Here is a 16,014-nt window from a genome sequence, read left to right as displayed (position 1 = left end):
GGGGCGTGTGGTTTATTCGCGCGATTTGGCGAGTTGTTGCAGCCGATAGAGCAGATTCAACGCTTCCAGCGGTGAGAGTTCATCCACGTTGATCTGTTTCAACTCTTCTTCCACGGGCGACGGCTCCGGTTCGGCAAAGAGCGGCAATTGCGTCGCCCCCGCCACGAGCGAGCGCACACGTTCGCGATGTCCACCCGGCGCGCGAGCTTCGGCTTCCAGGTCGGCGAGAATTTCTTGCGCCCGTTTGATGACGCTGCGCGGCAAGCCGGCAATCGCCGCCACGTGGATGCCATAACTGCGGTCGGCGGCGCCGGGCACAATTTTGTGCAGGAAAACCACGCGCCCTTCTTCTTCCACCACCGCGACATTGTAGTTGCGCACGTGCGGCAGGCGTTTTTCCAGCTCGGTGAGCTCATGGTAATGCGTCGCGAAGAGCGTGCGACTGCGCAGTTTGGGGTTGTTGTGGATGTACTCCACCACCGCCCACGCAATGCTGATACCGTCGTACGTGCTGGTGCCGCGCCCGATTTCGTCCAGCACCAACAGCGAGCGATTGGTGGCGTGGTTCAGAATGTTGGCTGTTTCCACCATTTCCACCATGAAGGTGCTTTGCCCACGGGCGATTTCATCGTGCGCCCCCACACGTGTGAAAATGCGGTCCACCAACCCGATGTCGGCTTCGTCGGCGGGAACGAATGAACCAATTTGCGCCATGAGAACGATAAGCGCAACTTGACGTAAATACGTGCTTTTTCCCGCCATGTTGGGACCGGTGATGATGTGGATAAACGCCTCGCCGGAGATTTCCGTATCGTTGGGGATGAAGGGTTCGTCCTTCATCATCACTTCGACGACAGGATGCCGCCCGTTGACAATGCGGATGGCGTCGCCGTCGTGCAGGCGCGGGCGCACATAGCGGCGGCGGACGGCGACTTCGGCAAGCGCGCTGAACACGTCCAGCCGTGCCAGCAGGCGGGCGGTGCGGAGCAGGCGCGGGGCTTGCGCCGCCACCTGTTGCATGACTTGCTCGAAGAGGCGGTTTTCAAGGTCCAACTGGCGCTCTTCGGCGTTCAGCACCAGTGTTTCGTACTCCTTCAACTCCGGCGTGATGTAGCGCTCTGCGTTGACCAGGGTTTGCTTGCGGATGTACTCGTCGGGCACGAGGTGCGTGTTGGCTTTGGTGACTTCGATGTAATAGCCAAACACCTTGTTGTAGCCCACCTTCAGCGATTTGATGCCGGTGCGCTCCCGTTCGACCTGTTCCAGGCCGGCAATCCACTCACGGGCGTGGCGTGATTTTTCGATGAGGTCTTGCAATTCGTTGGAGAACGAGGGGCGAATGAAGCCCGTTTTGGCGCGTGTGCTGGGTGGGTCGTCCACCAGCGCGGCGTCGAGCAGGGCGAGCACGTCTTCGGCAACGTCCAGCCGCTCGGCTTCCAGCGGCTTGGGCACAGGGCGTCCGAGGCTTTGCTGGCGTTCGGCAAGGTCGGCGACGATGGCGCGCACGTCGGGCAAACGGCGCAAGGTTTCGCGCATGGCGCCTAATTCGCGGGGGGTTGCCAGCCCGCTGACTACGCGGTTTGTCAGGCGTTCCAGGTCGCCAATGGTTTTGAGGGTCTCGCGGAGCGCCATGCGCTGTTCGGTCTGTGTGTAGAAGGCTTCGACCGCGTCGAGTCGTGCTTCAATAGCGTCGCGGTTGAGCAAGGGTTGGTTGAGCCAGCGGCGCAGCAGGCGGCCGCCCATGGGCGTGTGGGTGGCGTCGAGGACGTTGAGCAGGGTGGTGCGCTTTTTCTGGTCGCCGATGCTTTCGGTCAGTTCGAGGTTGCGGCGTGTGGCGGCGTCCAGGGTCATGAAGTGGTCGGTGCTGTAGGTGTAGAGTTGTCGCAGTTGCGCCAGCGCGTTGCGCTGGGTTTCTTGCAGATATTGCACAATCGCCCCCGCCGCCCGAATAGCCGCGGGCTTTTGCTCGCACCCGAAGCCGTCGAGCGTCCGCACTTCAAAATGATTGAGAAGCGCCTGGCGCGCCGTTGAGGTCTCCCAATGCCAGGCGTCGTACTCGGTTGTGCGGAAACCACCCTCGCGGCGTTCGGCGGGGCGTGCGCCCTTGATCATGCGTTCGCGCTCGGCGGGCACCAGCACTTCGGCGGGTTGCAGGCGTTCGAGTTCTTCTTGCACGCGGCGTTCCAGTTCGTCGAGCGTTTCACCCACAATTTGCGTGACGGCGAATTCGCCGGTGGTGATGTCCACATACGCCAGCCCTGCGCGTGTGTGCTCCGGTTCGCGGATGAGGGCGACGAGGTAGTTGTTGCGGCGGGCGTCGAGCATGTCGGGTTCAATCACCGTGCCCGCCGTCACCACGCGCGTGACTTCGCGCTTCATAAGGGTACGCCCATCGGCTTCGCCAACCTGCTCGGCAATCGCGACTTTGTAGCCTTTTTCAATCAACTGGGCGATGTATTGCTCGGCGGCGTGGTAGGGGACGCCTGCCATAGGCACGCGTTGCCCTTTGGCAACGTTGCGGCTGGTGAGCGTCAATCCCAGTTCACGGGCGACGATTTCGGCGTCGTCGTCAAAGGTTTCGTAGAAGTCGCCCAGCCGGAAGAAGACGATGGCGTCCGGATATTGGGCTTTGATTTGCAAGTATTGGCGTCGGACAGGTGTCACTTTGGATGTGCTCATGGGCTCGTTGAATGTGTGTGGTTGGTTGTTTGGCGATGCCTCATATCGTATTGGCTCTGGCGTTGCTGGCAAGCCAACACAAAAGCGGGAGCGCTGTGGCTCCCGCTTGGTGGGCATGTGGGCGCGGGCTCAGCCGCCCGCGGCTTGCACCAGCCAGGTTACCGTTTGTGGGAAGAGAATGGTGATGATGAGCGCCGCACCTTGCAGGAACATGAAGGGAATCGCGCCCTTGTGAATGTCAATCGTTTCAACTTCTTCCGGCGCCACGCTTTGCAGATAGAAGAGCGAGAAGCCCACCGGCGGCGAGATAAACGCCATGTTCAGGTTGATGGCCATCATCACACCAAACCAGACGAGGTCAACGCCCAGTTCCATCGCGGCGGGCACAAAGAGCGGCATCGCGATAAACGAAATTTCGATGAATTCCAGGTTGATGCCGAGCAAGAAGACGGCGATGTTCGCCACGATGATGAAGCCCCAATAGCCGCCCGGCAGGTTCGTCAGCAGTTGGGTGACGTAGCGTTGCCCGCCAAGCCCGTCAAAGACCAGCCCGAAGTAGGTTGACGCAAAGAGAATCATGATGACAAGTGCGGTAATGTTGGCGGTGGATCGTGCGGCCTCTTTGATGAGTTGCCAAGAGAGATTGCGGTTGAGTGCGGTCAGCAACACCGCCCCAGCCGCACCGACGGCGCCCGCTTCGGTGGGCGACGCAATACCGAAGAAGATACTCCCCAACACGGCAAAGATGAGCAGCAACGGCGGCATCATCACAAAGAGCACGCGGCGCACCAACGCCCAACCGCGCACCGTGCGGGCTTCTGGGGGCAGCGGCGGGGCTTTTTCGGGTTGCAGGAAAGCAATCACCAGCACATAGAGCGCGTACAAACCCGAAAGAATCAGGCCGGGGATGAGCGCCCCCAGGAAGAGATCCCCCACTGAGACGCCAATCTGGTCGGCGAGCACCACCAGCACCAAACTCGGCGGGAGCAACTGCGCCATCGTCCCCGACGCCACAATCACACCCGTGGCGAGTTTGTGGTCGTAGCCGTAGCGCACCATCACCGGCAGCGAAAGCAGCCCCATGACAATCACTGTCGCGGCAACCACCCCCGTCGCGGCGGCAAGCAACGTCCCCACAATGACCACCGCCAGCGCCAGCCCGCCGGGGAGTGGGCCCATGAGAATGCCAATCGTTTCCAGCAATTGCTCGGCCAGCCCCGACTTCTCGAAGACGGCGCCCATGAAGACGAAAAAGATGATCGCCAGCAACGTAAAGTCCGACATGGTGCCAAACCAGCGGTTTGGCAGCACACGGAGCAAGTTTGTATCCAGTGCTCCCACCAAAAAACCAATCACGCTGAACAGAATGGCGGTTCCTGCAAATGAAAAGGCCACCGGATAGCCAATCATCAACAGGAAGAAGAAGAACACGAACATGGAAAGGGCGATCCAACCAAAAACGGGATTGACAGGCATAGTTGGCACCTCGGGTTGTGATTGTTCAAAGCCGATTATTCAATGCGCAACGGTTCTTCGTGTTCTTCCGGTGCGCCGATAGCCAAAATCCGCTCGTTATCGGTGATGACGCCGTACAACTTGATGAGTTCGGAGATTGTTTGCAACAGCAACGTCACAAACGCCACGATGATCATCGTTTTCAGCGGCGCACGGGGCAGCCCGCCGGGGTCGGGTGAGGTTTCATTCAAACGCCACGAGAAGAGCACAGGGTCAATGGTAACGTAAATGCCAAGAATGGTGAACGGGATGAGGAAGAAAATGTGCCCCCAGAAGTCAATCAACGCCTGGCGCTTTTTCGGCCATTTGGCGTAGAGGAAGTCCACGCGCACGTTGATACCATGTTTCAGAATGTAGGCAAAGCCAAAGAAGAAGACCAGCGAGAACAAATACCACTGCAACTCGATGTAGAGGTTGGAGGAGAGTTGCGTTTCCATGAAGCGCCCGAGATAGCGTGCAACGACGTTGTAGAAGCCGATGATGACCGTCAGGATGACTAGCATTTGTGAAAGCCAGCCCAAGGCTTCGGAGAGCGCGTCCACGGCTTTGACATACCATTCAATGAAGCGCATCGCTGCACCTTCCTTAGCATGTTTGCTCGTTGACAGGTGTGCCCGTTCACCATCTGGGGAAACCGCGCCCATCATACAAAATCTTGTGTGCGATGGCAAGCGTGTGGCTTGTTTTTCGGAGCGTGAACATACAGGCGCATCGGCTTGCCTCTTCCGCTATCCTGGCTATGTTCATTCTGTTGGCGGAGCAGCAGACAAATCACCCATGATGAGGAGAAGAAGCCAATGCCATCATCGTTGCGACGTGGAAAAGGCAAGTTGGAGATTGATTGGGAAGAGATGGAAGCCATCGAAGCCGAGCACCGCGCTGGACGGGGCTTGTTCGGCGGCGACCCCTACTTGCGCCATGCCCGCAACCCGCACGTTCCCCCCGAACCGGCGCGCTGGTTTTGCCTGGCGCAGGCGTCGGATGAGCATCGGGCTCGTTTGCGCGATTTCCTCACCAGCGCCCCGTCGGAGTTGGAGATTGGCGCGGGGGATGGGCGTTTCATCGTCGAATGGGCATCCATGCATCCTGAGCGCCATTTTCTGGCGTTTGAAGTGCGCGGGCGGCTGGTGCACACCATGTACCGCGCCATTGAAGAGCGCGGCTTGACCAACGTGTGGGTGTGCGATGATGACGCCCGCGCCGCTATCCCCGAGATTGTGCCGCCGGGTAGTATCGAGGTCATCCACATTCTCATGCCCGACCCCTGGTGGAAACAGCGGCACGCGCGCTGCCGCCTCTTCAGCCTGCATATGCTCAGCATTCTGGCGCAGGCGCTCAAACCGGGCGGCATTCTGCGCTTCGAGAGCGACGTCGAAGGCTACCCGGAGTTTCTGGATATGCTCATCGAGCGCCATCCCGACTTTGAACCGCACGACCCGGCGTTGGCGGAACGGTTCGCCAATATCCCGCTCACCACACGCCAGCAATGGTGTGTGGAACATGGCGTGCCCATCTTTCGGCGTTTCTACCGCCGCCGTGCATCAGGCGCGCCGGCAGAAGCGCAACCGTGATACACGTTGCTCTTTCAGCCTACTCGTTGTATCTTTTGCCCGCTTTGCCTTGACAATCAACCAGCGAACCATCGCGAGGTGAAACCTATGACACAACCCAAAGATCCCTTTGGCTGGTCAAAACGTCCGTACCCCCGCTTGTTCATTCCGGGACCCACAGAAGTGCGCCCGGAGGTCTTGCAAGCCCAAGCCGAATTGATGATTGGGCACCGCACCAAAGACCTGGAAGACCTCTTCGCAGCCATTCAGGCGCAATTGCGCCGTCTCTATGAAACAAAGTACCGCGTCTTCGTCACCGCGTCGTCCGGTATGGGGCAACAAGAAGCCGCCATCCGCAACGGGGTGCGCGACCACGTGATTTGTTTCGTCAATGGGGCGTTCAGCAAGCGCTGGTCGGAGGTGGCGGCAGGCTGCGGCAAGCGAGTGACCCGCGTTGATGTGGAATGGGGGCAAGCCATTACCCCCGACCTGGTAGCCGACGCCCTGCGCACACATGGACCCGCCGACGCCATCACCGTGGTCCACAACGAAACCAGCACGGGCGTGCTCAGCCCCGTCGGCGAGATTGCCGCCGTCGTGCGGGAGATTGCTCCTGACACTTTCATTTTCGTGGACGCGGTCAGTTCCTTTGCCGGTACGCGCATTCCCTTCGACGAATGGGGGCTCGATGTCTGCCTCACGTCGTCGCAAAAAGCCCTTGCCTGCCCGCCGGGCTTGGCGTTGGCGGCGGTGAGCGACCGTGTGTTGGAACGCGCCAAGACCATTGAAGGGCGCGGCTGGTACTTCGACTACCTGTTGCTCGAAAAGTACCTGCAACGCAACACCACCCCCTCAACGCCGGCGATTTCCCTGTTGCGCGCCTTGCATGTTCAACTCACCTACATTCTCGATGAAGAAGGACCCGCCAACCGCTACGCCCGCCATGCCGAACTGGCCGAAATGACCCGCGAATGGGCGTTGTCGCGGGGGTTTGGCTTGTTCGCTGCGGAGGGCTATCGCTCGCCCACGGTGACAACCGTTGCCAACACGCGCGGCATTGACGTGGGCGCGCTCAACACATTCTTGAAATCGCGCGGTATGGTCATCTCCAACGGGTATGGCGATTTGAAAAACAAGACCTTCCGCATCGCCCACATGGGGGATACAACGCGCGAAGAAATGCAGTACCTGTTAGAAACGATTGACGAGTTCCTGGGTGGCTGAAACAACACCCATCCCTTCAATCGCATAACGCCAGAACAAGGAGGTTGCATGAGCGAGCAAAGACGCCCGCGTGTTTTGATAGCCGATCCAATCGCCGAAGAAGGCGTGGAACTGTTGCGCCAGTACTTTGACGTGGACGTGCGCGAAGGGCTGACGCCCGAAGAACTGGAAGCCATCATTCCCAACTACGAAGCCCTGATCGTGCGGAGCGCAACGCGCGTTACATCGCGCATTATCGAGGCCGGCCGTCGGCTGCGTGTGATTGGGCGTGCCGGCACCGGCCTCGACAACATTGACGTGAGCACCGCGCGCGCGCTGGGGGTGGAAGTGCTGAACTGCCCCGGCGCAAACAGCGTCGCCGTCGCCGAACACACCATCGGGCTTATGCTGGCGTTGGCGCGCCACATTCCCGCCGCCGACCACAGCATGAAAGAAGGGCGCTGGGAGAAAAAGCGCTTCAAGGGCACATCGCTGGATGGGAAGACGCTGGGCATCATCGGCTTTGGGCGGATTGGTCGCCAGGTGGCAAAGCGCGCCAAAGCGCTGGGAATGCGTGTCCTGGTCAACCAGCCGCGGCTGACGCCCGAACTGGCGCTTGAAGCCGGCGTGACGCCGGTTGATCTGCCCGACCTGTTGCGCGAAAGCGACTTCGTCAGCCTGCATGTGCCCTGGCGGCCTGAAAACGAAAACCTGATTGACCGTGAAGAACTCGCCTTGATGAAGCCCACCGCCTACCTGATCAACACAGCACGCGGCGGTATCGTCAACGAAGAGGCGTTGCTCGAAGCCCTGAATGAGGGGCGTATTGCCGGCGCGGGGATTGACGTCTTCAAGGAAGAGCCGGCGCTTGACCACCCGCTGGCAAAACATCCCAAAGTGGTGGCGACCCCCCACATTGGCGCCAGCACCGTCGAAGCCCAAAAGAACGCCGCCATCGAAATCGCCGAGAAAATCATCGAATTTTTGGGCGGTACGGGGAGCGTCGCCGAAACGCTTTCCCTGCAAATGGTCGAACTGAGCAAGGTCGTGCCGCATGAAGGCGTTGACCCCAAGCGCGTTGAACGTCTGGCGCGCGCTATCGAAGCCGACGGCCGCCTTGCCAACCCGCCCGTCGTGGCCGCCTGGCAAGACAAATACATCGTGCTTGACGGCGCGACCCGCACCACCGCGCTCAAAGAACTGGGCATTCCGCACATCGTCGTGCAAGTGGTGGACCCCAACCGCGCCGACGTGGCGTTGCACACCTGGTATCATGTGGTGAGCGGACCGTCTGCCGAAGCGTTCCTCGACACCATTCAGCGCGTTCCCGGCTTGGTGCTGGAACCGGTGGCGGACAAAGCCACCGCCGAAAGCGCCCTGCGTGAGCGCCAGGCGCTTGCCTACCTGGTGTTGCGTGATGGGCGCCACTTGCTGGCACGCCTGGCGGACGAAACCAGCGACGCGCTCGACGTGCTCAACGCCATGGTCGAAGCCTACACCGACTGGGGCGAAGTTGACCGCACGTTGACCACGGACATGAACACGCTCACGCGCACCTATCCCGAAGCGGTCGCCCTGGTTATCTTCCCGCAGTTTACACCTGATGAAGTGCTGGCGATTGCCGGGCGTGGGCGGCGCTTGCCGCAGGGCATTACGCGCTTTGTGATTCCGGGGCGCGTCTTGCGCCTCAACGTCCCGCTTGACGTATTGCGGAGCGATGAACCCTTGCCCGCCAAACGCCGCTGGCTCGACCAGTTCGTGCGCGAAAAATTGGAGCGCCGTCGTGTGCGCTACTACCAGGAACCGGTGATTTTGCTGGAAGATTGAACGCCCATGAAAGGATGAAGCATGGCGTTTTGGCGCGTCGAAACCTACACAGTCGCCTTTGCTCGTGAAACAACCGAGCAAATCGGCGCGGTTCGCGTGCGTCAACAAGCACCGTGGGAAGCCGAAGTGGCTGACGTTAGCGTCGTCTCGCCGCACGCTTCGGCTTCCCCCTTCGACCACTTTGAAGCGTTGACGGCGCAGTTGGCGGAGCACGGGTGGCGTCCGCTGGTGTGCGGGGCGTGTGTCCACTTCCGCCGCCCTTTCGATGACGCCCCCGACAACTGGAAAGGCGTCTGCACGTGGGGCGAACCGGAAGACCCCGTCTACATCCCCACGCCGCGCGCGCTCCTCGCCCCCGCCTGTCATCGCTTCATGTTTCGCGAGACGCCCATGGAGATTGTGCCCGCCGATGAGCCGATTGCCGCCTCGGCGTCTACACGCGCGGATACCGAAGCCACCATCGCCATTCAAGCCTCGGACGCGCCTCACGCCTCGCTTTGGCAACGGTTCTGGCAGTGGGTCAAGCGTCTCTGGCAGTCGCCCGCCCCCGCCGAAGAACCCTTTTCGCATGTAGGACCACGGTGCCCAACGTGTGGCGTGCACACCGTGGTGGACGCTCGTTTGACGTGCGGCGGTGGGCAAACGGCTGTCGTCTGCACGCTCTTCCACTGCACCCACTGCGAAACAACCTTTTTCGACACCTGGAATGAAGCGCTCGTCGAAACAGCGCCCCAAGAAGCCGCCCGTCTCTACGTCATCCCCCCTTCACTGGCGAACGTGGCGGTGCGAATGTGGCGCTCATGTGCGACGCCCCACAACCACACATGCGATTGTCAGGCGCACCGTTGGTTTGCCCACTTTGGGCAGTTCTTGTATCAAGAAGGCCGCCGTATCGAACCCCGAACACATGTGTCCACAATCTGAAACAGTGCGGAGGAGGCAACGATGCCCTACGGATATCACGGAACGATTTTGCACGTCAACCTGACGACCGGCGAATACCATATCGAACACCCCAATGAGGCGGTGTATCGCACCTACATGGGGGGCAGTGCGCTGGGGCTCTGGTACATCCTGCGCGAGGTCAAGCCCGGCACCGACCCGTTGGGTCCCGACAACGTGTTGACGTTCAGCAACAGCGTGCTGACTGGAACACCGGTACACGGACAGAGCCGCACCACCGCCAATGCCAAAAGCCCCCTCACCGGCGGCATTGGCGATTCACAGGCGGGCGGCTTCTGGCCGGCTGAACTCAAATTTGCCGGCTTCGACGCCATTGTCATTCGCGGGCGCGCCCCCAAGCCGGTCTATCTCTGGCTGCATGACGGCGCCGTTGAACTCCGTGACGCCACGCACTTGTGGGGGCTCGATACGGGCGAAACCATGCAGCGCATTCGCGAAGAACTGGGCGACCACCGTATCGAAGTGGCGGCGATTGGTCCCGCCGGCGAAAACCTGGTGCGCTATGCCGCCATCATGAACATGGCGAACCGCGCTTTTGGGCGCACAGGCATGGGCGCGGTCATGGGTTCCAAGAACCTCAAAGCCATTGCCGTGCGCGGCAAGCAGCGCCCCGCCCTGTTCGACAAAGACCGCGTGCTGGAACTTTCACGCTGGGGGCGCGACCACGTGGAAAACATCGGCGCGCTTGCCAAATACGGCACCTCGGTTGTGGTCAAGGCGCAAAATTACGTGGGCGGCTTGCCCACGCGCAACTATTCGCGCGGCGTTTTCGAGCATGCGAAAGAGATTTCAGGCCAAACCATGTACCACACCATCCTGGTTGACCGCGACACCTGCTATGCCTGCGCCACCAAATGCAAGCGCGTCGTCGAAGTCAAGGAGGGACCGTACACCGTTGACCGCTTGTACGGCGGTCCCGAATACGAAACGATTGCCACATTCGGCTCTTACTGTGAAGTGGGCGACCTGAAAGCCATTGCCAAAGCCAACGAACTCTGCAACCGCTATGGGTTGGATACCATCTCCGCCGGCGCGACCATCGCCTGGGCAATGGAAGCCTTTGAGAATGGCGCGCTCACGCTGGAAGAGACCGACGGCATCGAACTGCGCTTTGGCAACGCCGACGCCATGTTGCAGGCGCTGGAAGCATTGGCGCACCGCCGCGGCACGCTGGGCGATTTGCTTGCTGAAGGGTCGGCGCGCGCGGCGCAGCGCATTGGGCGGGGCAGTGACGCCTTTCTGATTACGGTGAAAGGGCAAGAAGCGCCCGCGCACATGCCCCAAATCAAGCGCAGTCTGGGGCTCATCTACGCCGTCAACCCCTTCGGCGCCGACCACCAATCCAGCGAGCACGATACCTCGTACATGCCCAAATCCAGCAAGCGCGACCTGGAACGCCTCGCCATGCTGGGCTTGACCAGCCCGCAAGACCTCGACGCGCTCAACCGCGAAAAAGTCGAATTTGCGCTCAAAACGCAATACTTCTACTCGGCGCTCGACACGTTGGGCTTGTGCCAGTTTGACTGGGGACCCGCCTGGCAACTCTACGGTCCCGAACACCTTGCCGACTACGTCAATGCCGTGACCGGTTGGGACGTGACGCTGGATGAACTGATGACCGTGGGGCGGCGGCGCTTGAACATGTTGCGGGCGTTCAACGCGCGTGAAGGCATTGGGCGCGACGCCGACAAACTGACGAAGCGCCTGCACCAAATGCTCACTGACGAACCCAACAACGGCTTGCAAATCACCCCCGAAGAACTTGAACAAGCCAAAGACCTTTACTACGAAATGGCGGGTTGGGATACGCGCACCGGCTACCCAACCGCCGAAACCCTGGCGGCGCTCGGTTTGGAGTGGATTCCAGGGTTGCCTTGACCAACCAACACCAGAAGGAGCCTTCTATGCCAACGTGGGGTGTTCACACAACCGCCATTCATGCCGGTGAAGAAGAAGGGGTGGCCGACGTTGCGCCACCCATTCATGTTTCCAGCTCGTTTCGGTTTTCATCGGCGGAAGAAGCCGCCCAAGCCTTTGAAGTCGAAGACCGCTACATCTACACACGGTGGAACAACCCCACCATCAACCAGCTCGAAGCCAAGGTCGCGGCGCTTGAAGGCGGCGAAGCCGCGCTCGCGGCGGCGTCCGGCATGGCGGCGGTCAGCACAGCCGTGCTCACTGCGGTGCAAGCCGGCGACCACGTGGTCGCCAGCACGGGGCTCTACGGCGGGACGCTGCACTTCCTGCGTGAAACGTTGCCGCGCTACGGCGTGGCGGTTTCATTCGCCACCGCCACCGACGTGAGCGCCTTTGAATCTGCCTTGCGTCCCGATACGCGCCTCATTTACCTTGAATCGCCCAACAACCCCGCGTTGGAACTCAACGACATTGCCGCCATCACAGCGCTGGCACGCGAGCGGGGCATTCTCACCATGATTGACAACACCTTTGCCACGCCCATCAACCAGAAGCCGCTGGCGCTGGGCGTGGACGTCGTGGTGCACTCCGCCACGAAGTACTTTTGCGGACATGGTGATGCGCTCGGCGGCGTGATTGTCGGCGCGCGCGACTTCATCGAGCGGGCGCGCAAGGAGACCCTGCGCCACTTTGGCGGCAACATTTCGCCTTTCAACGCCTGGCTGATTGCGCGCGGCATGCAGACCTTGCCGTTGCGCGTGGCACGCCACAACGAAAACGCCCTGCGCCTTGCCGAATGGCTCGCCGAAGACCCCCGCGTCGCCTGGGTGCGGTATCCGTGGCACCCCTCGCACCCCCAGCACGACCTCGCCCGCCGGCAGATGCCGGGCGGCGGCGGCGGTGTGGTGGTCTTTGAAGTCAAAGGGGGCTTGCAGGCGGGTATGCACCTGCTCGACCGGGTACGCCTGTGCACACAAGCCGCCAGCCTTGGTGATACGCATACGCTCATCTCGCACCCGGCGAGCACGATGCTGGCGCATGTCCCGCCCGAAGTGCGCCGTGCGGGCGGCGTCAGCGATGGGCTGATTCGGCTGGCGGTGGGCTTGGAGGACGTGGAAGACATCATCGCCGACCTGGACCAGGCGTTGGGAAAAACGCCTTGAACCGTTCCGCGAGAAGTGATTGGAGACCGACGATGGTCAAAGAGAACCTGTTTCGTCTGTTGGCAGAACTTGTCGCCATCAATTCCGTCAATCCGACGTTGGCGCGAGGACCGGGGGAACGCGCCATCGCCCAAAAAATCAGGGAGCACCTCACTTCTTTGGGCATATCGCCCGACGTGAACACCTTTGCCCCCAAGCGCGCCAATGTTGCGGCGGTGGTGCCGGGGCGTGGTGAAGCCCCGCCCTTGCTGTTGAACGCCCACATTGACACGGTGGGCGTGGGTGGCATGCCCAACCCGTTCACCTTGCGGCAAGAAGGCGACCGCTGGTACGGACGCGGCGCGTATGACATGAAGGGCAGCGTCGCGGTGATGCTGGCGCTGGCGGAAGCGTGGGTTGCGTCGCCGCCGCCCGGTGACATTTACCTGACCTTTGTCGCCGACGAGGAAGACCGCAGTTTGGGGATGGAAGTGCTCATTCGCGAATGGTTGCCGCGCTACGCCCCGCCGGCGGGGGCGATTGTGCTGGAACCGACCGAAGAGCAGTTGGGCGTTGCACACAAAGGGTTCGCCTGGCTGGAAATTGAGGTGCAGGGGGTTGCGGCGCATGGCAGCCGCCCCGATGAAGGCGTGGACGCCATTTTGCCGCTTGGGTTGGCGTTGAACGAGTTGCGCGCCATTCAGGAGGAGTTGGCGCACCGTGCGCCTCATCCGCTGTTGGGGCGCGCCTCGTTGCATGCGTCCATCATCGAAGGGGGCGAGGCGTGGTGTGTCTATCCCCCGCGGGCGCGCCTGGGGTGGGAGCGGCGCACCTTGCCGGATGAATCGCTGGATGAGATTCGCACCGAGTTGGAACGTGTGTTGGCGGCGGTGTTGCGTCCACCGAGCCGCCACACGGCGCTGGCGCGTGTGGTGTTTGCGCGTCCCCCCCATCAGGTGAACCGCACGGCGTGGCCTGTGCGCTTGCTCAAAGCCGCAGGGGTTGAAGAAGAAGCAGGCATGGCCTACTGGACCGATGCGGCGCTCCTGCGCGAAGCCGGTATCCCCACCGTGCTTTATGGTCCCGCCGGGCATGGTGCGCACGCCGACGATGAATGGGTGAGCGGCGAAAGCCTGGTGCGTGTGTATGAAACGCTGCAACGCGCGGCAGCACAGATGGCGGAGGTTTCAGCATGAGCCGCGCGACGCCGATTTTGGGCACGCTCATCTACTGCGTTCGCGATGGACGGGTGTTGATGCTCTACCGCCATAAAGAGCCTAACCTGGGGTTGTGGGTTGCGCCGGGGGGCAAAGTCGAGCATGGCGAAGCGCCGATGGAGTGTGCGCGGCGCGAACTGCTTGAAGAAACAGGGTTGGTGGCGCATTCGCTGACCTTTCGCGGTCTGGTCACCGAAGTGTCCCCGCGCCCCGATTGGCATTGGATGCTCTTCATCTACGTGACGCATGACTTTTCGGGCACAGTACAGGCGGATGAACGCGAAGGGCGCTTGCGGTGGGTGCCGATTGAGGACATCGCCGCGTTGCCGCTTCCCCAAGCCGACCGTGTTTTCACCCCCCACGTGCTCGATATGCAGGCGCCGTTCTACGAAGCCAAATACATCTACGACGACGAACTGGCATTGGTGGAGGTCATCGAATATGGCAAGTAGTTTGGCGGGGGCGGGCGTCGGCGCGCTGGATATCGTGCTGGCCGCCTTGCCTATCCTGGCTGTGCTCTTGCTGATGACGTTGGCGCGTTGGAACGCGTTGCGGGCGGGTTTGGCAGGTTGGGCGATTGCCAGCCTGGTGGGCGTGTTGCGCTTCGGTGCGACGCCGCTGCTCATTGTGGTTTCACAGGTACGCGCGGTTTTTCTCAGCGCTTATGTGCTCTACATCATTTGGGCGGCGTTGCTCTTGTACCACGTTGTGAATGAAGCCGGTGGTATTCGCGCGATTAGTGAGCATGTGAGCCATCTCACCAGCGATGAGGTGATGCAATTTTTGCTGTTGGCGTGGGCGTTTGCCAGTTTCTTGCAAGGGATTACCGGCTTTGGCGTTCCCACGGCGGTGGTGGCGCCCTTGCTCATCGGGTTGGGGTTCGACCCGATGGCGGCGGTGGTCGGTACAACGCTGGCGCATGGCTGGGCGGTCACGTTTGGCAGTGTGGCGTCAAGTTTCTACGCGATGCTTGCCGTGACCGAGGTAGACCCGCACGCCTTCGCGGCTTCATCGGCGTTTTTGCTGGGCATTGCCGCGTATGGCTGCGGTGCAGTGGCGGCGCATGTAGTGCGCGGCTGGCGCGGTATGGCGCGCGCGTTTGTACCGCTTGTGCTCATGGGAAGCGCCATGGCGCTTGTGCAGTATGCGCTGGCGGTGGCGGGTTTGTGGAACCTTGCCGCGTTTGGCGGCGGGGCGGCGGGCGTGATTGTGGGGGCGCTTTGGGCGTGGTGGCGTGCGCCGGCGCGTCCGCTGCACAGTGACGAGCGCCCCGCCATGCCGCTCTGGTTGGCGGTCAATGCGTATCTGTTCTTGCTGGTGCTCTTTTTGCTGGTGACATTCATCACGCCGTTGGGCGATTGGCTCGACCGCGTGCAACTCACCGTCAATCTGCCGACGGTGGAAACCGCGCGCGGCTGGGTTGTCGAAGGCGGGCGGGCGCGCCCCATCAGCGTGTTCGGGCATGCCGGGGCGATTATCACCTACGCGGCTGTGCTGGCGGCGCTCGTGTATGCGCGCCTGGGGTGCTACACGTCGGGCGTCACGCGACGCATTGCCCGCCAGGTCTGGCGCAGTGGCTTGCGAAGCACGGGCGGCATTCTCGCGATGGTGGGCATGGCGCTGGTGCTCGACCACACCGGCATGACGTACACCCTGGCGCGCGGAATTGCCGCGATTGTGGGGCGCGGGTTGCCGCTGGTAGCACCTTTCATTGGTGCGCTCGGCGCCTTCATGACCGGCAGTAATACCAACTCCAACGTGGTGTTTGGTCCATTGCAGGAAGAAATGGCGCGCGTGTTGGGATTTGCGCCGGCGCTGATTCTGGCGGCGCAAACGGCGGGCGGCGCTCTGGGCAGTGGGCTTGCCCCCGCCAAACTCATCGTCGGCGCGAGCACAGCCGGTTTGGCGGGGCAGGAGGGGCGTTTGTTGCGCGCCACATTGGGGTATGGTATGCTCCTTTTGTTGTTGGTGGCGGTTGGCGTGTTCTTTCTCGCATACTGA

General features: G+C 61.4%; 12 protein-coding genes. 9 read left to right on the top strand and 3 right to left on the bottom strand.

The genetic code is table 11. The features are described from left to right. Window positions 1-12: 12 nt before the first annotated feature. From mutS to SE16_RS04125, 3 genes are all read right to left on the bottom strand, one after another. Window positions 13-2,679, bottom strand: coding sequence for a DNA mismatch repair protein MutS (mutS, locus tag SE16_RS04135; RefSeq protein ID WP_060687246.1), 2,667 nt, complete (start codon window positions 2,677-2,679; stop codon window positions 13-15). 129 nt (window positions 2,680-2,808) lie between these two features. Beyond that, window positions 2,809-4,155: a TRAP transporter large permease gene (locus SE16_RS04130; RefSeq protein ID WP_054493920.1), complete on the bottom strand. Its 1,347-nt coding sequence runs from the start codon at window positions 4,153-4,155 to the stop codon at window positions 2,809-2,811. A 35-nt stretch (window positions 4,156-4,190) separates the two neighbouring features. Beyond that, entirely contained in the window at window positions 4,191-4,766 is a 576-nt protein-coding gene (locus tag SE16_RS04125; protein WP_054493921.1) for a TRAP transporter small permease subunit, read from the bottom strand. Window positions 4,767-4,991: 225 nt separating this feature from the next. On the opposite strand from SE16_RS04125, the gene trmB reads away from it, so the two are divergent. The 9 genes from trmB to SE16_RS04080 all read left to right on the top strand — a co-directional run bounded on the left by trmB (window position 4,992) and on the right by SE16_RS04080 (window position 16,014). Beyond that, window positions 4,992-5,765 carry a tRNA (guanine(46)-N(7))-methyltransferase TrmB gene (gene trmB, locus SE16_RS04120; RefSeq protein ID WP_054493922.1) on the top strand — a complete coding sequence of 258 codons (774 nt, stop codon included), beginning with the start codon at window positions 4,992-4,994 and terminating at the stop codon, window positions 5,763-5,765. Between the two features lie 87 nt (window positions 5,766-5,852). Next, the gene (locus tag SE16_RS04115) at window positions 5,853-6,968 is read left to right on the top strand and encodes a pyridoxal-phosphate-dependent aminotransferase family protein (protein ID WP_054493923.1); all 1,116 of its coding nucleotides are present in this window, start codon (window positions 5,853-5,855) and stop codon (window positions 6,966-6,968) included. Window positions 6,969-7,016: 48 nt separating this feature from the next. After that, window positions 7,017-8,774, top strand: a complete 1,758-nt coding sequence (locus SE16_RS04110; protein ID WP_054493924.1) for an NAD(P)-dependent oxidoreductase — start codon at window positions 7,017-7,019, stop codon at window positions 8,772-8,774. Window positions 8,775-8,795: 21 nt separating this feature from the next. Next, the gene (locus tag SE16_RS04105) at window positions 8,796-9,698 is read left to right on the top strand and encodes a hypothetical protein (RefSeq protein WP_054493925.1); all 903 of its coding nucleotides are present in this window, start codon (window positions 8,796-8,798) and stop codon (window positions 9,696-9,698) included. A gap of 21 nt (window positions 9,699-9,719) precedes the next feature. Continuing rightward, a complete protein-coding gene (locus SE16_RS04100; protein WP_060687244.1) occupies window positions 9,720-11,615 on the top strand; it encodes an aldehyde ferredoxin oxidoreductase family protein in 1,896 nt (631 codons plus the stop codon). Between the two features lie 26 nt (window positions 11,616-11,641). Beyond that, window positions 11,642-12,817, top strand: a complete 1,176-nt coding sequence (locus tag SE16_RS04095; protein WP_054493926.1) for a trans-sulfuration enzyme family protein — start codon at window positions 11,642-11,644, stop codon at window positions 12,815-12,817. 32 nt (window positions 12,818-12,849) lie between these two features. After that, window positions 12,850-13,992 carry a M20/M25/M40 family metallo-hydrolase gene (locus SE16_RS04090; protein ID WP_054493927.1) on the top strand — a complete coding sequence of 381 codons (1,143 nt, stop codon included), beginning with the start codon at window positions 12,850-12,852 and terminating at the stop codon, window positions 13,990-13,992. Next, window positions 13,989-14,465: an NUDIX hydrolase gene (locus SE16_RS04085; RefSeq protein ID WP_054493928.1), complete on the top strand. Its 477-nt coding sequence runs from the start codon at window positions 13,989-13,991 to the stop codon at window positions 14,463-14,465. The genes SE16_RS04090 and SE16_RS04085 overlap by 4 nt, the downstream gene beginning before the upstream one ends. After that, a complete protein-coding gene (locus SE16_RS04080; protein ID WP_060687242.1) occupies window positions 14,455-16,014 on the top strand; it encodes an L-lactate permease in 1,560 nt (519 codons plus the stop codon). The genes SE16_RS04085 and SE16_RS04080 overlap by 11 nt, the downstream gene beginning before the upstream one ends.

Source organism: Ardenticatena maritima (genome assembly GCF_001306175.1).
Classification (GTDB): domain Bacteria; phylum Chloroflexota; class Anaerolineae; order Ardenticatenales; family Ardenticatenaceae; genus Ardenticatena; species Ardenticatena maritima.
This window is presented reverse-complemented; position numbering and strand designations above follow the sequence as displayed.